Below are 17,808 nucleotides of genomic sequence, written 5' to 3'. Positions count from 1 at the left end.
CATCACGCCGGGGCGAGGGGAAGGCCTCTGCTCCGGCGCACGGCGAAATAGATCGGCACCCCGATCAGCAGCAGCACGGCGGCATAGGCCATGGCCTCAAGCCCGAGTCCCCATGTCGCCCAGCCGGTAAACGCGGCCGCAAACAGCGCGACCGGGATCAGCAGCCGCTCTTCGGGCAAGAGTCGGATCGCTGCGAACATCGTCATGGCATAAGACAGCATCCCCGCCGCCAGACTGACCGAAGCGATGAACTGAAACAGATCGCCCATCCCGCGCCCGAAATTCAACAGCATCACCGCGCTCATCAGGACGCTCGATACCAGATGCGCGCGAACCGGCGTACCGGCGGCGCTTTCGGCGGCAAACCACATCGGAAAGACCCCGCCGCGCGCCATTGCCCATGGCATTTCGCCTTGCAGCAGGATAAACCCGTTGAGCGTGCCAAACGCGCTGATCGCGGCAAACACCGCCACCGCGCCGGCAATCGCTCCGCCGAAATGGCGCCCCAGAAACGCCGCCACCGGCGCGGGCGAGGCCGCCGCCGCATCGTTGGGCATATAGGCCAGAAACGCGAGCGAAATGCCGAGATAGATGACCCCGGTCAGCACTGTCCCGACCAGCGTCGCCATCGGCACGACATGTTTGGCGTCTTCGACTTTATCCGCCGGAACGGTTGCCGATTCGAGGCCGAGAAAGCCCCAGAAAGTGAGCCCCGCCGCCGCCGCAATGCTGCCGCCCGCAACAGGCACCGGCGCCTGCACGACAAACGGTGTCCCGCCCAGCCACAGCCACGCGGCCAGCGCGATCACCGCCAGCAGCGGCACGAGCTTGATCAGCGTCGTTACCAGCGAGACTTCGCCCGCCTGGCGCACGCCGCGCATGTTGACGAATGTCAGCAGCCAGACGCAGCCGACGGACAATACCGCCGGCAGCCCCGGCACATGCGCCATTCCCGGGATCACCAGCGACAGATTGCTGACCACCGCGAGCGCGATCGCGCCATTGCCCGACCACAGCAGGATCCAATAGCTCCACGCGGTGACAAACCCGGCAAAGGGCCCGAACGCGGCCTGTGCATAAGCATAAGGTCCGCCCGCCATCGGCCGCATCGCGCCGAGCCGCGCAAACACCAGCGCCATCGCCAAAGCGCCCGCGATCGTTACCATCCAGCCGAAGATCTGGTTCACGCCCAGCGGCGCCAGCGTTCCGGGCAGCAGATAGACCCCCGATCCGATCAGATTGCCCACCACCAGTGCCAGCGCCATCGATCGGCTCAGCCCGCGCCCTTTGTTCGCCACGGCCTTTTCTCCCCTTAGCCCCGCGTTGGCTATTCCCAGCTCCGGTTGCGCAAAGCTTCGCTCAACATTTTGCGGCGGGCGAATTTTCCGGCGAGGTAACGGTGGAAAAACCATGGCATCGCGCGCGCGGGCAAGAGCCCGTAGGCGATCTTTTCGAGCGCGTTCCAGCTGACGGCGGCGGAATTGGTGCGCCGGGGCGAGGGGAAGCAATAGTGGCTTGGCGAATAGATCGAGGGCCCCTTGTCCATCATGCGCACCATGATTTCGTGATCTTCCAGGACATAGGGCCAGATCGCGCGGTCAAAGGCACCGGCGGCGCGAAACGGGGCCAGCCGCCAGGCTTGGGCATACGTCCCGGCGTGGCACTTTTTCGGCATGAGGCGACTGGCCAGCATCACCCGCCTGAGCCGCCGCTGGCCTTCGGCGCTTTCGGGCGGGGCATAGAGGTCGATCGCCATGACGCTCGTCGCGCCAGGATTGGCGTCGAACAGCGCGAGGCAGCGCGAAACGTAATGCGGCGGATAGATCGTATCGGCGTTCAGGAAACCGATGAATTCGCCCGTTGCCAGCGCGATCCCCTTCATCAGCGCCGAAACCACGCCCGGCACGTCTTCTTCGACATGGGTATAGTCGATGTCGCTTGCCGCCAGAAACGTCTCGACCAGCGCGGGCGACCCGTCGTTCGACCGGTTGTTGACGATGATCAGGCGGAAATCGCGGGTATCCTGGGCCGCGATCGCCTGCAGCGTCGGCAGGATGAAGTTTTCCTCGTTGTAATAGGGCAGGACCAGCGAGATCCGCCCTGCCGATGTCTGTTGCGGTGCTGTCGACAAGGCCATTCTACCCGGCAATCCCCGACCCGCCCCTTTGGCCATCAGGGCCCCGAACGATCAGGGTCTGTCGAGCACGTAGCCGAGCGAGCGTACCGTGCGCAAGGGATAGCCCGTGCCCGCTTCGCGCAGCGCGCGACGAAGCCGACTGACCCAGGCATCGACTGTACGCTCGTCGATCGGCTGGCCCTGCTTGCCGAGCGCGGCGATCAATTGTCCGCGCGAAAAGACCTGGCCCGGCTGTTCCATCAAATAGCGCAAAAGGCGAAACTCGTTGGGCATCAGGGCGATCGCCTTGTCCTTCCAGCGCGCCTGCAAGGCGGACAAGTCGAGCGACAGATCACCCAGCCGCAGCGTCCGCGCGGGCAATTCGGCTTCGGGCAATTGCAGCGACAAGACGCGGTCGAGCACGGTCGATCGGTCGATGGGGCCGATCACGTAATCGTCGGCTCCGGCGCGCAGCGCGCGGCGCTTGACCTCGGATTCGTCCTCTTCGAGCACCATGGTTACATGCGCCGCCTCGGTCTGCGGGTCGCAGCGCAGGCGCCGACACAGTTCCAGGCCCGACAAGTCGGGCAACACCCAGTCGACAAAAGCCCAGGGCTGTCCATCGAGCAGGGGCAAGGGGGCATCGCCCAGCCAGTTATGAAACACCACGCGCAGATCGCCATGGAGAAAGTGGTCATTTCCCCCGGTCAGCGCGCCGGTCACCAAGATGTCAATCTGCCGCATCGGGTCCTGTCGTATGGTTGCGGGAAAGGGAACGGGCGGCTTGACCCATGTCGCCGGATTATGACCCTTGCATGACGATAACTGATGCCTTGCCATCATACGCAGCAAAGGCTTTTGTTGGAGGATGACCGTCGGCATCCGGGGACCGGCAGGCCAAAGGGAGAGGGAGCGTGATGCACGGCGCTGTTTTCGGGGAATTTCTGGGCACCATGGTGCTCTTGCTGTTCGGCAACGGGGTCGTCGCCAACGTCTTGCTCGATCGGTCCAAGGGCAAGGATAGCGGCTGGATCGTGATTACGGCGGGTTGGGGCTTTGCCGTGTTTTGCGGGATTGTCGTCAGCCTTGGGGTCGGCGGCGTGGCACAACTCAATCCGGCGGTGACTCTGGCGGGGGCGATCGTTTCGGGCGATTACAGCCATGTCGTGCCTTATGTCGCGGCGCAGATGGCGGGCGCGGTGGTTTCGGGCGTGCTCGTCTGGCTGGTCTATCTGCCGCATTGGGCGACGAGCGATCCCGACAGCAAGCTGGCGGCGTTTTGCACCCAGCCCGCGATCCGCGCACCGGCGCATAACGTGCTGAGCGAACTGATCGGCACAGTCATGCTGATCGTGATCGGCATGGCGCTCGCCGCGAAGGGCTTTGTCGCCGGTGGCCTGGCCCCCGGAATGGGGCCGTTCTTCTGGGGCATTCTGGTCTGGGCGCTCGGGCTCTCGCTCGGCGGGCAGACCGGCTATGCGATCAACCCCGCGCGCGACCTTGGCCCGCGCATTGCCCACGCAATCCTGCCGATTGCGGGCAAACGCGATTCGGACTGGGGATACGCATGGGTGCCGGTGCTGGGTCCGTTGGCAGGCGGCGTGGTTGGCGCGGTGATTGTCAAAGCCACGGGTATCGCCTGAAGGCTCGTTTGAAATCCGGGGAGCCAAAAAAAGGGCGCGGTCGTTGCCGACCGCGCCCTTTTTTGGCTTGTCCGAGTTCGGTTCAGCCGACGTGTTCGGCCAGAACCGTCAGCCCCTTGGCGCTGACTTCGGCAAAACCGCCCTTCACAGGGATTTCTTCCGCACTGCCGCCGGCGCTGCGCCAGACGCGGATCACGCCGTCCTTGACCGTTGCGGTGAACGGGGCGTGGCCTTCCAGCACGCCGAATTCGCCTTCGGTGCCGGGCACGACGACCAGATGGACGTCTTCCGACAGGACGAGCCGGGCGGGGGTGACGAGTTCAAAATGCAGCGGCATGATCATGCAGTCCCGTTGTTGCCCACGCCCCGGTCGAGCCATCGACCGGCGCACGGAGCCCCAAAGCCATCAGGCTTCAGCGGCCAGCTTCTTGCCCTTTTCGACCGCTTCTTCGATCCCGCCGACCATGTAGAACGCGGCTTCGGGCAGGTGGTCGTATTCGCCGTCGACAACCGCCTTGAACGAACGGACAGTGTCTTCAAGCTGCACGAACTTGCCCGCGATGCCGGTGAACACTTCGGCGACGTGGAACGGCTGCGACAGGAAGCGCTGGATCTTGCGCGCGCGGGCGACGGTCAGCTTGTCCTCTTCGGACAGTTCGTCCATCCCGAGAATGGCGATGATGTCCTGCAGCGACTTGTACTTCTGCAGCGTTTCCTGAACGCGGCGCGCCGTGGTGTAGTGTTCTTCACCGACGATGCGCGGTTCGAGCACGCGGCTGGTCGAATCGAGCGGGTCGACCGCCGGATAGATGCCGAGTTCGGAAATCGCGCGGTTCAGCGTGGTGGTCGCGTCAAGGTGGGCAAACGAAGCGGCCGGCGCAGGGTCGGTCAAGTCGTCGGCCGGAACATAAATCGCCTGAACCGAGGTGATCGAGCCCTTGTTGGTCGAGGTGATGCGTTCCTGCAACTGGCCCATGTCGGTGGCGAGAGTCGGCTGATAGCCCACCGCCGAAGGAATACGACCGAGCAGAGCCGACACTTCCGAACCCGCCTGGGTAAAGCGGAAGATGTTGTCGACGAAGAACAGCACGTCCTGGCCTTCCTGATCGCGGAAATATTCCGCCATGGTCAGGCCCGACAGGGCGACGCGCGCACGCGCACCCGGCGGTTCGTTCATCTGACCGAAGACCAGCGCCACTTTCGAACCTTCCGAAGTGGCCTTGCCGTCGGCGTCCTTGGCGATGACGCCCGCGTCGAGGAATTCGTGGTAAAGGTCGTTGCCTTCGCGGGTGCGTTCACCGACGCCCGCAAACACCGACACGCCGCCGTGGCCTTTGGCGATGTTGTTGATCAGTTCCTGGATCAACACGGTCTTGCCGACGCCAGCGCCGCCGAACAGGCCGATCTTGCCGCCGCGCGCATAAGGCGCGAGCAAGTCGATGACCTTGATGCCGGTGACCAGGATCGCCGATTCGGTCGACTGTTCGACGAATTCGGGAGCCTTGGCATGGATCGGGGCGAACATGTCCGAACCGACCGGGCCGTTGTCGTCGATCGGTTCACCGATGACGTTGAGAATGCGGCCGAGCGTCTTGGGGCCGACCGGCACGGTGATCTGGGCACCGGTGCTGCGCACCGGCTGGCCGCGGGTCAGACCGTCGGTCGAGTCCATCGCGATCGTGCGGACGGTGCCTTCGCCGAGATGCTGGGCGACTTCGAGGACCAGGCGGTTGCCGTTGTTGTCGGTTTCCAGCGCGGTCAGGATCGACGGCAGTTCGCCGTCGAACGCCACGTCGACGACGGCGCCGATGACCTGGCTGATCTTGCCGGTAGAGGTAAGCACGGTGGCCATGAGGTGTTCCTTGCCTTCTTATCGGATCGTCAGAGCGCCTCGGCGCCAGCGATTTTGATGTTGCTACAGCGCTTGCGCGCCAGCATTAATTCGATGTTGCTACGGCGCTTGCGCGCCAGCATTAATTCGATGTTGCTACAGCGCTTCCGCGCCAGCAATGATTTCAACGAGTTCGGTGGTGATCGCGGCCTGACGGCTGCGGTTGTACTGGATCGTCAGCTTCTTGATCAGTTCGCCGGCGTTGCGTGTCGCGTTGTCCATCGCGGTCATCGACGCGCCCTGTTCGCTCGCGACGTTTTCAAGCAGCGCGCCAAAGAGCTGGGTGCGCAGATAGCGCGGCAGCAGTTCGGCGAGGATGGTTTCCTCGTCGGGCTCGTATTCGACGACCGCGCCGTCGCTGACCGCGACCTTGGGTGTCGGCACGGGCACGATCTGCTGCACGGTCGGTTCCTGGACCAGCGCGCTCTTGAACTTGCCGTAGATCAGGTGGGCGACATCGAACTTGCCCGCTTCAAACAGCGCGAGCAGCTCGTTGGTGATCGCTTCGGCTTCGGTAAAGCCGGGTTCGCGCACTTGCGTCGTGTCGAACATGCCCAGAACCGCCTTGGGGAAATCGCGGCGGATCGGTGCACGGCCTTTGCGCCCGACCAGATAGAACAGCACGGTCTTGCCTTCGGCGAGCAGTTCGTGCGCCTTGAGCTTGGCGGCCTTGACGATGTTGGCGTTGAACGCGCCGCACAGGCCACGATCGGAATTGGCCACGACCAGCAGGTGGACCTGGCTTTTGCCGGTCCCTGCGAGCAGGCGCGGCGAGCTTTCGCCCACCAGAACGCGGCCGGCGAGGCTGCCGACGACTTCGGCCAGCCGCGTGGCATAAGGGCGCGCGGCTTCGGCCGAGGCCTGTGCCTTGCGCAGTTTGGCCGCAGCGACCATCTGCTTGGCCTTGGTGATCTTCTGGGTCGATTTGACCGAGTTGATCCGACCTTTAAGTTCCTTGAGCGAGGCCACTCGTCGTTTCCCTTGGGCTCCGCCAGGCGTCGGCTAGGGACGGACTGACGGCATGAATACCTGAACGTTTCGCCGAACCGGCCGGCCCCTTGGCGGGGCCGACGGCTCTGGTCAGGCGAACTGCTTGGCGAAGGTGTCGAGCGCGGCCTTGACTTTCGCCTTGGCGCCGTCGCCCAGATCCTTCGTGTCGCGGATTTCCTTGAGCACGTCGGCATGGCTGGCGTGCAGGAAGCTCAGCAGCTCGGCCTCGTACTGGGTCACCTGATTGGTCGGCACCGAATCGAGATAGCCGTTGGTGCCGGCAAAGATCACCACGGTCTGTTCTTCGAACGACAGCGGCGAGAACTGCGCCTGCTTGAGCAACTCGGTCAGGCGCGCGCCGCGGTTGAGCAGCTTTTGCGTCGAAGCGTCGAGGTCCGAGCCGAACTGGGCAAACGCCGCCATTTCGCGGTACTGCGCCAGCTCCAGCTTGATCGAGCCCGAAACCTTCTTCATCGCCTTGGTCTGCGCCGAAGAGCCGACGCGGCTGACCGAAAGGCCGACGTTGATGGCCGGACGGACGCCCTGATAGAACAGGCCGGTTTCAAGGAAGATCTGGCCGTCGGTGATCGAGATCACGTTGGTCGGAATGTAGGCCGAGACGTCGCCGGCCTGCGTTTCGATGATCGGCAACGCGGTCAGCGAACCGGCGCCATTGTCGTCGTTCATTTTCGCGGCGCGTTCGAGCAGACGGCTGTGCAGATAGAACACGTCGCCAGGGTAGGCTTCGCGGCCCGGCGGGCGGCGCAGCAGCAGCGACATCTGACGATAGGCAACCGCCTGCTTGGAAAGGTCGTCATAGACGATGACCGCATGCATGGCGTTGTCGCGGAAGAATTCGCCCATCGTGCAGCCGGTGTAGGGCGCCAGATACTGCAGCGGAGCCGGTTCCGAAGCGGTCGCGGCGACGACGATCGAATATTCCATCGCGCCGTTTTCTTCGAGCTGACGCACGATCTGCGCGACGGTCGAGCGCTTTTGGCCGACGGCGACGTAGATGCAATACAGCTTCTTCGATTCGTCGGTGCCGGCGTTGGCTTCCTTCTGGTTGATGAAGGTGTCGATCGCCACGGCGGTCTTGCCGGTCTGACGGTCGCCGATGATCAATTCGCGCTGACCACGGCCGATCGGCACGAGCGCGTCGATCGCCTTGAGCCCGGTCTGCACCGGCTCGTGAACCGATTTGCGCGGGATGATGCCCGGCGCCTTGATTTCGACGCGGCGGCGCTCGGTGTATTCGATCGGGCCCTTGCCGTCGATCGGATTGCCCAGAGCATCGACCACGCGGCCGAGCAGGCCCTTGCCGATGGGAACGTCGACGATCGTGCCGGTGCGGCGAACGATGTCGCCTTCCTTGATGTCGGAGTCGGTGCCGAAGATCACGACGCCGACATTGTCGGCTTCGAGGTTCAGCGCCATGCCCTTGATGCCATTGGCGAATTCGACCATTTCACCGGCCTGGACCTGGTCCAGACCGTGAATGCGGGCGATGCCGTCGCCGACCGACAGCACGGAGCCGACTTCCGAGACTTGTGCCTCGGTGCCGAAGCTGGCGATCTGGTCCTTGATGACCCGGGAGATTTCAGCAGCGCGGATTTCCATGTTCTGCCTTTCGTGGGACAGTTACGCGGGCGTTCAGGCCTTCAGGGCCTGGGCAAGCGAATTGAGACGAGTGCGGATCGAACCATCGATCATCTGGCTGCCGATCTGGACCACCAGCCCACCGAGAACGGCGGGGTCGACACGGGTGCGGAGTTTGACCGAGCGGCCTTCGCGCTGGGCCAGCTTGGCCGAAAGCTCGGCAAGCTGGCTGTCCAGCAGCGGGTGCGCGGTAGTGACGTCGGCCGTGATTTCGCCGCGCGCATCGGCGGCGATCGCGGCAAAAGCGCGAATCATCGAGGGCAAGTCGGCAAGACGGCGATTGTCCGCCAGCACGCCGAGGAAATTGCCGGTGAGCGGTGTCAGCGACAACACTTCGGCAACCGCCTTGATCGCGCGGGCAGCTGCTTCGCGCGAAACCTGCGGGTCGTGGAGCAACTGGGCAAGGTCGGCCGATTCGCCGATTGCCGTTGCCAGCCGGTCGAAATCGCTTTCCACGCTCGCGACCGTGCCTTGTTCGTTGGCAAGGTCATAGAGCGCCGAAGCGTAACGCCCTGCCAAGCTGGCCGTAATGCCGCCGGAAATCCCCACGCGCCTAAGTCCCCTCTTCGAATGTCTGACACCCGGATGTGTTGCGCGGGCCGCGCCATATACCCGAAAAGCGGCATGCGTATCGGCCCGTAACCGGGGGGCGCCTAGCAACCTCGCGGGGGTATGACAAGATAGCAGATGGCAAGCCTTGCCTGCCGCAATGCAGACGTATGCGCATTCCTGTCCCGAAACAAGGACAGCGCGTTGATTCGCCGCCTTTCGCGATCACGCGAATTTTGTGAGGCGGCACCGGCCCTCTCCCCCGCCCGACCGCCCACAGAATGCTGCCGACGGGCGCTCGGGCGGGGGAGAGGGCCGGTGCCGCCTCGACCAACGCGCCGCGATCAACGCGCAGGTTGGCAGGTGTAGCGCATGCGTTCGTTGGGTTCGCTGGGCAGCAGCGCCTTGATCGCGCCCTGCGCCGCGCCGAATTGCCGCGCGAGGCCTTCCTGTGCGCCGCACGGGGGGATCGAGATTTTCTGCCGCTCGGCGCGGGCGCGGTTCATGTCGTTGATGCCCATCAGAAACCGTTCGACGGTATAGGTGTGCGTTTCCGGGTCATAATGCGTGACTGAAATCGTGTCTTCGCCATTGGGCACGAGGATCCGCGACCAGCCATCCTGGGCCAGACCATATTGCGCGCGGCCGTTGACACAGCCGCCCGCGCCCCATTCGAGCGGGACGTCGGTAATGTCCGACACGGTGACGCGGCTGCGCTGCGGATCGAGCACGCAGATCATCTTGCGCGATCCGCCGGCCCCACTCGCATCAGCCCCGCTCGCGTCGGCTTCGGGGGTGCCGCTGGCTTCGACTTCGGCGATGCGATCCTTGGCGCGTTCGTCGATGGCGCCGAGCGAGGGGCGCAAGACCCACGCAAACGCCGCGCCGAGGATCAGCACGATGGTCAGGCCGACGGCGATGCGCGAGGGGCGGGTCTTGCCGCGCTGATACTGGAGAAAGGCAAAGGTCGCCGCGCCGATCGCTGCGACGAGAGCCAGGGCGGCGATCGCCAGCCCGTTGTCGCGTTCGGCCAGCACGTCCATTTCGGCATCGCGGCGCGCCTTGTCGAGCGCGTGGTCCCTGGCGGCGCTGCGTGCGGCGGCCTGTGCGGCGAGCCGCGCCTGATCGTCGGCGGCGCGCTGCGTGTCGGCGCGATCGAGATCGGCGATCGAGGTGCAGGGCAGGCTGGCCAGATGCGGTACGACGCCTGCGGTCTTCAGGAAGGGTTCGAGCTCTCGCATCGAAATGGCGAAAAAGAAGGACGAATCCGTGCCGTTGTCGCTGACCGTGCCAAAGCTGTTGACCCCCAGCACGCGCCCGCAGGTATCGAGCAGCGGCCCGCCCGAATTGCCCGCGCCCAATTGCGCGGTGTGCAGGATCGTGTCGAATTGCTTGGACGAGCGCCCCGACGAGACCTGGCCATACGTCTTGACCGTATCCTGCGGGGTGATGATGTCGCCGGTGTTGAGCCCCTGCGCCGCGTCGACATTGCCGGGATAGCCGACCGCCGCGATCTGCATGCCGTCCTGCACCACGCCGGGAAACAGCGTCAGCGGCGGCAGCGCGGCATGGTTGCCCAGTTGCAGCAGCGCGAGATCGTTGGCGGGCGAGTAAGCGACGATTCGCGCCGGATAGCTGTCTCGCCCTTGCGACGGGATCACCCCGATCACCACATTGCCGTCGCCATGCGCCGCTTCGACGACATGGGCATTGGTGACGATCATGTCGGGCGCGACGGCAAAGCCCGAGCCATGGCCGAGCATCGAAACCCCGGTCCAGCCGTTGCGCACCAGCACCACGCGCACCACGCCCCGGCTCGCGGCGGCGATGTCGGTCGGGTCGGCAAAAGCCGGGCGCGCAAACCCGATCAGCGCCAGCATGGCGGCGAGCGCGACGAACAGGGACGAAAGGCGGATGGGGCGTGGCAAGGACATGCCCGCGTTCTTGCCCGCCCCGCGTTTTGATCGCAAGGCGCGGGATGCATTGTCGGTGCCATGCAGGCAAAAGGATGACGCATGAAGGCCGGATGGAGAGCGCAATGGTCGATGACCCCATGACCGACGATCAGGCGTGGACCGCCGTGATGGCGCGCGACCGCGCGTTTGACGGGCGATTCGTGACCGGCGTGCTGTCGACCGGGATCTATTGCCGCCCGTCGTGCGCCGCGCGTCATCCCCGGCGCGAGCATGTCCGCTTTTTCGCCGATGGCGCGGCGGCGCGCGCGGCAGGTCTGCGCGCCTGTCTGCGCTGTCGCCCCGACGATCTGGCGCGCGACGAGGCGGCGATCGTGGCTGCGATCGCCGCGATTCGCGAGGCCGATGCGCCGCCCGCGCTCGCCGAACTGGCGGCGGGCGCCGGATATAGCCCGACACATTTTCAGCGGTTGTTCACCCGCCACACCGGCCTGTCGCCTGCCGCCTATGCCCGCGCGCTGCGTGCCGAACGCATGGCCGAAAGCCTGAGCGGCGCGGGCAGCGTGACCGAGGCGATCTATGACGCGGGCTTTTCCGGCCCCTCGCGGTTCTATGCGGCGGGTGCTGACCGGCTGGGCATGGCGCCGTCGGCCTGGGTCGATGGCGGGCGCGGGGTGGTGATTCGCTGGGCCGTGGTGCCGACCAGCCTCGGCCCGATGCTCGTCGCCGCGACCGACAAGGGCGTATGCCGCCTGTCCTTCGCCGAAGACCGCGCCGCGCTCGCCAAACGCTTCCCCCATGCCACGCTCACCGAAGGCGGCGAGGCCTTCGCCGCGCTGCTCGATCAGGTTGTCGCGGCGGTCGAAGCCCCCGGCAGCGGCGATCACATCCCGCTCGACGTGCGCGGCACCGCATTTCAGGAAGCCGTCTGGCGAGCCCTGCGCACGATCCCCCCCGGCGAAACTCGCAGCTACGGCGCAATCGCCGCCGCCATCGGCCACCCCGGCGCCGTGCGCGCCGCCGGCACCGCCAACGGCGCCAACCCCATCGCCGTCCTGATCCCCTGTCACCGCGTCATCCGTAGCGACGGCACGCTCGGCGGCTATGCTTACGGGTTGGACATCAAGCGCGAACTGCTGGCGCGCGAAACGGCATGACGGCCCGAAAGAATCGGGTTGGGACGCCTCGCAGCTTCAGGCGCGTGTATAGAGCGCCAGCTTGAGCGCCGGGTCGTCGTTGGCCTGGAAACTCGCATATTCGTAACGCACCGCGCCAAGCGTCGGATGATGCAGGTGCTTGGTGCCGAAGACCGGCGCGCCGATCCCATGTTCGGACCACCATGTCTCGAACTCCCCACAACTCTCGCGTATCCGATCCACAAGGCCGATGAAAGCCTCGTCGCCGGGCCAGAGGTCATGCGCTGCACGAAACAGTGACACCATGCGCCGCGCCTCCTCCGCCCAGGTCTGGCCGAATACGTGTCTGGCGTTCGGATCGGTGAACATCCAGTGCAGAATGTTGCGGTTCTCGGGCGAGAGCCGGCCGAAGTCTCCGAAGAGCGCTGTGGCAGCGTCGTTCCATGCGAGGACGTCCCAGCGCTGCCCGGTGAGGTAGGCCGGTTCCGGAAGGCTGGAGACCATGCGGCGCAACTGATCCGGGGTGTCCTCGCGCCGGAACGCCTGTCGCCTGCCTGAAGCGGCAAGCGCGCGCAGGTGTGTCAGCTCTATCTGATCAAGCCGCAGGGCGCGGCCAAGTGCTTCCACTGTCTCGGCGGAGGGAGAGACAGCACGGCCCTGTTCCAGTTTGACATACCACTCGGCGCTGATGCCGGCGCGCTGTGCCACTTCCTCGCGCTTGAGGCCCGGCGTGCGACGCCGATGCCGGGTCGCATCGCCGGTCTGGTCCGGGCCGAGGCGCGTGCGACGGGAACGGAGGAAGTCTCCGAAAGGGCGGTTACCTGCCATGCCATGACCCCGAGAGTGGTACCATGAAAGACCAGTATCATACCGGTTCTTCCTGCCGATTTCCAGAACGCTATATCTCCGGTCTGTCTTGTTCGGGGAGTTCGCAGATGAAGGCCGCTGTCCTGCACGAATTTGGAATGCCGCTGAGCGTCGAGCAGGTGATCGATCCGGTGATCGGTACGGGCGAAGTGCTTGTGGATGTGGTCGCCGCGCCGGTGCTGTCTTACTCGGGCGAGATATTGAGCGGCGCGCGGCGATACCTGTTGCCGACGCCGGTGGTGCCGGGCGCCGGCGCTATCGGGCGGGTGCGTACGGTCGGTCCGGATGCCACTCGGCTACAGCCCGGCGACTGGGTATTCTGCGATCCCACGGTGCGCGCGCGCGATGGCCTGCCCGCGCCGGATATCACCCTGCAGGGGGCAAGCGCCCGAGGCGAGGGCGGGCAGAAGCTCCAGCGCTATTTCCGCGATGGCACATTTGCCGCGCAGGTCCGCGTGCCGACCGAGAATGCGGCACCCATCGGCATGATCGACCCGGCAGAGGCTGGGCGGTGGTGCGCCGTCGGCGCGTTGCTGATTGCCTATGGCGGGCTGCTGGCGATGGATTTCCGGCCCGGTGGGACGCTCTTGGTGAGCGGCGCAACGGGCAACTTCGGCTCTTCGACAGTGGCGCTGGCATTGGCCATGGGTGCGCGCTGCGTGGTCGCCCCGGGCCGCAACATCGCAGTGCTGGATGACTTGCGTCAGCGCTTCGGCGAGCGCCTGGTGCCGGTGCGGCTGACCGGCGATGCCGACACCGACACGGCGGCGATGCGCGCTGCGGCACCGGGCTCGATCGACGCGGTGCAGGACTTCCTGCCGCCATCCGCAGCCGCTGCGGTGACCCGCGCCGCGATCATGACTTTGCGACAGGGCGGACGTGCTGTGCTGATGGGAGGCGTGGGTATGATGGGCGGGGAGGATCTGGCGCTGCCCTATCCGTGGATCATGCGCAACCTGATCACGGTGCGCGGGCAGTGGATGTATGACGCCGCCGCCATTCCGGGTCTGGTGGGCTTGATCCGCAGCGGGCTGCTGGATCTGCGCCACTGGGCAGTGACGGCGTTTCCACTGGATGACGCCAACGCCGCTGTTGCGAATGCGGCAGCCCAGGCCGGGCCGTTCAGGCTGACGGTGCTCAAGCCATGAATTCGCGGAGCGCGCACTTTTGCGCATGCGTCCGCAAGTGCCATACGTGGCTAAACAAAGCTGTAGGGATCGATGTCTACGGCCACGCGCACGCCTTGCGGGAATTTGAGGGGGGCGAGCCAGTCGCGCAGGACGGTTTGCAGGTCGCTTGAGCGGCGGGCGTTGACGAGGAAGCGATAGCGGTAGCGACCGCGCAGCAGCGAGAGCGGGGCGGGGGCGGGGCCCATGATGGCGACGTCGTCGAGCACGGGGCGGGTGCCGCCGATGCCGCGCGCGGCTTCCTTCGCTTCGGCTTCGTCTTCGCTGGATACGATGATCGCGGCCCAGCGGCCGAACGGCGGGGCGCAGGCGTCGCGGCGGGCTTCGGTTTCGGCGGCGTAAAAGGCGTCGCGGTCGCCACTGGCGAGCGCCGCGATGACGGCGGCTTCGGGATGGCGGGTCTGGAGCAGGACTTCGCCCGGTTTTTCGCCGCGCCCGGCGCGCCCGGCGACTTGCGCGATCTGTTGATACGTGCGCTCCGCCGCGCGCAGATCGCCGCCTTCGAGACCCATGTCGGCATCGATCACGCCGACCAGCGTCAGGTCGGGAAAGTGAAACCCCTTGGTCACCAATTGCGTGCCGACGATCACATCGACGCCGCCGTTGGTGGCCAATTCAACGAATTCCGCCGCTTTTTCCGGGCTGTTGAGCGTGTCCGAGGTTGCCACGATGACGCGCGCCTCGGGCAGGATTTCGGCCAGTTCGTCGGCGATGCGTTCGACGCCGGGGCCGCAGGCGACCAGGCAGTCGGGCTCGCCGCATTCGGGGCAGACCGGCGGCGGGGGCACTTCATGGCCGCAATGGTGGCAGGCGAGGCGGCGCGACAGGCGGTGTTCGACCAGCCAGGCCGAACAATTGGGGCAGCAGAAGCGATAGCCGCAGCCCCGGCACAGCGTCAGCGGGGCATAGCCGCGCCGGTTGAGAAACAGGAGGCTCTGTTCGCCGCGTTTGGCCCGTTCTTCCAGTGCCTTGACCAGCGGCGGCGCGATCCAGCGGCCCCGTTCGGGCGGATGGTCGCGCAGATCGACGATTTGAATATCGGGCATCTGCGCCCCGCCGAACCGGTCGGGCAGCACCAGCCGTTCGTACCGCCCGGCATCGGCCATGGCCAGGCTTTCGAGCGCGGGGGTGGCGCTGGCCAGCACGACCGGCACCGATTCGAACCGCGCGCGCATCACCGCGACATCGCGCGCATTGTACCGCACGCCGTCGTCCTGTTTGAAGGCGATCTCGTGCGCTTCGTCGACGACGATCAGGCCGAGATTGGCAAACGGCAGAAACAGCGCCGAGCGCGCGCCGACCACCACTTTGGCCCCGCCGTCGGCGACATGGCGCCAGGCGCGCCGCCGCTCCGACGCCTTGAGCGAGGAATGCCAGGCGACCGGTGCCGCGCCGAAGCGCGCTTCGAACCGGGCGAGGAAATTCTGCGTCAGCGCGATTTCGGGCAAGAGCACCAGCACCTGCCGCCCCATCGTCAGCGCGGCGGCAATCGCTTCGGCATACGTCTCGGTCTTGCCCGATCCGGTCACCCCGTCGAGCAGGAACGGCTGAAAGTGCCGCGTGCGCACGGCATCGATAATCCGCTCCGCCGCTTCGGCCTGCCCCGGATTGAGATCGGGCACGGCATGATCGGGGTCGGGCTCGGGATAGGGGCGGTCGCTGTCGACTCGCACCGCCTCCATCAGCCCCGCGCCGACCATGCCGCGCAGCACCGCGTCGGACACTCCGGCGATCGTCGCCAACTCGCGAATCGTTGCCTGTTGCCCGGCCAGCCGCTCGATTGCCTGTGCGCGCTGCGGCGTCACGCGATCGGGCTGTTTGTCGGTCAGGCGGTATTCGGTGATCATCCCGCCGCCCTGCAACGCGGCACTGCTCGACAGCGCCATGCGCGCGACTTGCGACAGCGGGGCCAGGTAATAGTCGGCGGTCCATTCGATCAACCGGCGCAAAGGCGCAGGCAGCGGCGGCACCGGCAGCACCGAGAGCAGCGGGCGCAGCTTGGCCAAAGGATAGTCGTTGCCGGGCAGGCGCCCTTCGTCCCAGACAATGCCGATGATCTGGCGCGGGCCGAGCGGGGCGACCACCACGCTGCCGGGCACGAGCGTCATGCCCGCAGGCACGCGATAGTCGAGCACCTCCAGCCCCGGATTGAATACCAGGCAGCGGCAGGCTTTTATCGGGGGTGTCTTGGCAGCGTTCATCTTTGGCGGGATATAGGGAGGCAGGGGCTATGCGGCCAGACCCGCTGGCCTGTTGCCAACAACCGGGCGAAAGCATTTGTGATGATCTGCCCCCAGATTTCGCGACGCGCCATGATCGGCGGGACAGCGGCCTTGCTGCTCAGCGCTTGCGCGGCGCTGCCTCCGCTCAGTCTCGATGAAGCGGTGCGCCGCCTGTTGCGCCGCTCGACCGAGCGCGCCTTGGCGCGGCTGAACGAGCCGGGCGGGGCGTGGGATCGCTTTATCGCCGGGCTCGATCTGGCTTCGGGCCTGGGTCCGGCGGGGCTGATTTTGCAACGGACGCTGATGTCGGCCGAGTTTCACCGGCGACTCGATGCCTGGTTGCGCCCGGTGGCCTTGCGCGCGGCGCGTGCGGCGGCGCCGCGCGTGGCTGCGGCGGTCAGGACGATGGGGATCGCCAATGCGCGCGCCGTCCTCGCCGGGGGGCCGCGCGCTGCGACACAGATGTTGCGCAGCGCGATGGGCCCGGCGGTGATCGAGGCGATGGTTCCCGAATTTCGCGATGCGCTGCGTGCCATCGATGATCCCGTGCTCGGGCCGGTGATTGCCGCCTTGGCCGGGCTGGGCGGCGATGCCCTGGCGCGCAAGCTGGCGCATCATGCCGACGATGCAGTGTGGGACGCGATCGGCGATGAAGAAGCCGCGATTCGCGCCGATCCGTCAGCGGGCGGCGATCCGCAACTGGCGGACGTATTGGCAAGGCCGTAAGGATATGAAAGCGACCAGAACCCGCTCATCCTGAGCCTGTCGAAGGATGCGCGAGGCGGGCTGGCTTGGCGGGTCATGAGGCGCTTGGGGCAAGCCTTGGCGCGTGTCCTTCGGCACGCTCAGGATGAACGGATGGGAAGGGGCAGGGGGTTCCTTGCGATCAAATGCTAGGGGGTTTGCCCCGCCGCTGCCTTTGCCTATAGGGCGCAAAAGCCCAGTCCCAGCAGGAATCCCCCCATGAAATTTTTCGTCGACACCGCCGACACTGCCGAAATCGCCGATCTTGCCGCCACCGGGCTGCTCGACGGGGTGACCACCAATCCCAGCCTGATTGCCAAGGCCGGGCGCGATTTCCTCGAAGTCACGGCGGAAATCTGTAAGCTGACCGATGGCCCGGTCAGCGCCGAAGTCGTGGCTTTGGACCATGAAGGCATGATGCGCGAGGCCGAAATCCTGCGCAAGATCGCCGACAATGTGTGCATCAAGGTGCCGCTGACGATCGACGGGCTGAAAACCTGCAAGGCGCTGACCTCCGACGGCACGATGGTCAATGTGACGCTGTGTTTTTCGGCGACTCAGGCGCTGCTTGCGGCGAAGGCCGGGGCCAGCTTTGTTTCGCCCTTTGTCGGGCGTCACGACGACAACGGCTTTGACGGGATGCAGTTGATCGACGACATCCGCCTGATTTACGACAATTACGACTATCGCACCGAAATCCTCGTCGCGTCGATCCGCCATGGTATCCATGTCCTGGAAAGCGCGAAGATCGGCGCCGATGTCATCACTGCCCCGCCGGCGGTGATCAAGGGTCTGTTCCGCCATGTCCTGACCGACAAGGGCATCGAAGGGTTCCTTGCGGATTGGGCCAAGACGGGGCAGAGCATCGGTTGATGTGCTGAGCGGCGATTG

Annotated in this window: 16 protein-coding genes; 5 read left to right on the top strand and 11 right to left on the bottom strand. The window is 65.8% G+C overall.

Annotation, left to right across the window (positions count from 1 at the left end; genetic code table 11):
• Window positions 1-2: 2 nt before the first annotated feature.
• Genes AQZ50_RS13990 through AQZ50_RS13980 form a run of 3 tightly spaced genes read right to left on the bottom strand, consistent with a single transcriptional unit; the run spans window position 3 to window position 2,860 of the window.
• Window positions 3-1,298 carry an amino acid permease gene (locus AQZ50_RS13990; protein WP_231730302.1) on the bottom strand — a complete coding sequence of 432 codons (1,296 nt, stop codon included), beginning with the start codon at window positions 1,296-1,298 and terminating at the stop codon, window positions 3-5.
• A 29-nt stretch (window positions 1,299-1,327) separates the two neighbouring features.
• Window positions 1,328-2,137, bottom strand: a complete 810-nt coding sequence (locus AQZ50_RS13985; RefSeq protein ID WP_067747093.1) for a glycosyltransferase family 2 protein — start codon at window positions 2,135-2,137, stop codon at window positions 1,328-1,330.
• Between the two features lie 51 nt (window positions 2,138-2,188).
• Window positions 2,189-2,860 (bottom strand): response regulator transcription factor, encoded by a 672-nt coding sequence (locus AQZ50_RS13980; protein WP_067747092.1) that lies wholly within the window; start codon window positions 2,858-2,860, stop codon window positions 2,189-2,191.
• Window positions 2,861-3,033: 173 nt separating this feature from the next.
• Between AQZ50_RS13980 and AQZ50_RS13975 the strand changes: the two genes are divergently transcribed.
• Window positions 3,034-3,759: an MIP/aquaporin family protein gene (locus AQZ50_RS13975; RefSeq protein ID WP_067747091.1), complete on the top strand. Its 726-nt coding sequence runs from the start codon at window positions 3,034-3,036 to the stop codon at window positions 3,757-3,759.
• A gap of 82 nt (window positions 3,760-3,841) precedes the next feature.
• Here AQZ50_RS13975 and AQZ50_RS13970 read toward each other — a convergent pair whose 3' ends face one another.
• The 6 genes from AQZ50_RS13970 to AQZ50_RS13945 all read right to left on the bottom strand — a co-directional run bounded on the left by AQZ50_RS13970 (window position 3,842) and on the right by AQZ50_RS13945 (window position 10,782).
• Complete coding sequence (locus AQZ50_RS13970) at window positions 3,842-4,096, bottom strand: ATP synthase F1 subunit epsilon (RefSeq protein ID WP_067747250.1); 255 nt, start codon at window positions 4,094-4,096, stop codon at window positions 3,842-3,844.
• A gap of 69 nt (window positions 4,097-4,165) precedes the next feature.
• Window positions 4,166-5,611 (bottom strand): F0F1 ATP synthase subunit beta, encoded by a 1,446-nt coding sequence (gene atpD, locus AQZ50_RS13965; protein ID WP_067747090.1) that lies wholly within the window; start codon window positions 5,609-5,611, stop codon window positions 4,166-4,168.
• Window positions 5,612-5,746: 135 nt separating this feature from the next.
• Complete coding sequence (locus AQZ50_RS13960; protein ID WP_067747089.1) at window positions 5,747-6,619, bottom strand: F0F1 ATP synthase subunit gamma; 873 nt, start codon at window positions 6,617-6,619, stop codon at window positions 5,747-5,749.
• Window positions 6,620-6,730: 111 nt separating this feature from the next.
• Entirely contained in the window at window positions 6,731-8,260 is a 1,530-nt protein-coding gene (atpA, locus tag AQZ50_RS13955; protein WP_067747088.1) for a F0F1 ATP synthase subunit alpha, read from the bottom strand.
• Between the two features lie 33 nt (window positions 8,261-8,293).
• The gene (locus tag AQZ50_RS13950) at window positions 8,294-8,848 is read right to left on the bottom strand and encodes a F0F1 ATP synthase subunit delta (protein ID WP_067747087.1); all 555 of its coding nucleotides are present in this window, start codon (window positions 8,846-8,848) and stop codon (window positions 8,294-8,296) included.
• 344 nt (window positions 8,849-9,192) lie between these two features.
• Window positions 9,193-10,782: a S1 family peptidase gene (locus tag AQZ50_RS13945; protein ID WP_067747086.1), complete on the bottom strand. Its 1,590-nt coding sequence runs from the start codon at window positions 10,780-10,782 to the stop codon at window positions 9,193-9,195.
• A 104-nt stretch (window positions 10,783-10,886) separates the two neighbouring features.
• Between AQZ50_RS13945 and ada the strand changes: the two genes are divergently transcribed.
• Complete coding sequence (gene ada / locus AQZ50_RS13940) at window positions 10,887-11,918, top strand: bifunctional DNA-binding transcriptional regulator/O6-methylguanine-DNA methyltransferase Ada (RefSeq protein ID WP_231730301.1); 1,032 nt, start codon at window positions 10,887-10,889, stop codon at window positions 11,916-11,918.
• 36 nt (window positions 11,919-11,954) lie between these two features.
• Here ada and AQZ50_RS13935 read toward each other — a convergent pair whose 3' ends face one another.
• Window positions 11,955-12,725: a helix-turn-helix transcriptional regulator gene (locus AQZ50_RS13935; protein ID WP_067747085.1), complete on the bottom strand. Its 771-nt coding sequence runs from the start codon at window positions 12,723-12,725 to the stop codon at window positions 11,955-11,957.
• Window positions 12,726-12,748: 23 nt separating this feature from the next.
• Between AQZ50_RS13935 and AQZ50_RS13930 the strand changes: the two genes are divergently transcribed.
• Window positions 12,749-13,912 carry an alcohol dehydrogenase catalytic domain-containing protein gene (locus AQZ50_RS13930; protein ID WP_231730300.1) on the top strand — a complete coding sequence of 388 codons (1,164 nt, stop codon included), beginning with the start codon at window positions 12,749-12,751 and terminating at the stop codon, window positions 13,910-13,912.
• 50 nt (window positions 13,913-13,962) lie between these two features.
• Here the strand turns inward: AQZ50_RS13930 and AQZ50_RS13925 are convergent, their stop codons facing one another.
• Window positions 13,963-16,152 carry a primosomal protein N' gene (locus AQZ50_RS13925; protein WP_369801427.1) on the bottom strand — a complete coding sequence of 730 codons (2,190 nt, stop codon included), beginning with the start codon at window positions 16,150-16,152 and terminating at the stop codon, window positions 13,963-13,965.
• Window positions 16,153-16,233: 81 nt separating this feature from the next.
• Between AQZ50_RS13925 and AQZ50_RS13920 the strand changes: the two genes are divergently transcribed.
• Both AQZ50_RS13920 and fsa read left to right on the top strand, forming a co-directional pair.
• A complete protein-coding gene (locus tag AQZ50_RS13920) occupies window positions 16,234-16,899 on the top strand; it encodes a DUF4197 family protein (protein WP_067747083.1) in 666 nt (221 codons plus the stop codon).
• 237 nt (window positions 16,900-17,136) lie between these two features.
• Entirely contained in the window at window positions 17,137-17,790 is a 654-nt protein-coding gene (fsa, locus tag AQZ50_RS13915) for a fructose-6-phosphate aldolase (protein WP_067747082.1), read from the top strand.
• The last annotated feature ends 18 nt before the right edge of the window (window positions 17,791-17,808 follow it).

It is taken from the genome of Novosphingobium sp. Fuku2-ISO-50 (assembly GCF_001519055.1).
Lineage (GTDB): Bacteria > Pseudomonadota > Alphaproteobacteria > Sphingomonadales > Sphingomonadaceae > Novosphingobium.
The sequence above is the reverse complement of the archived record's forward strand: the minus strand, read 5'-3'. Positions and strand labels throughout refer to the sequence as shown.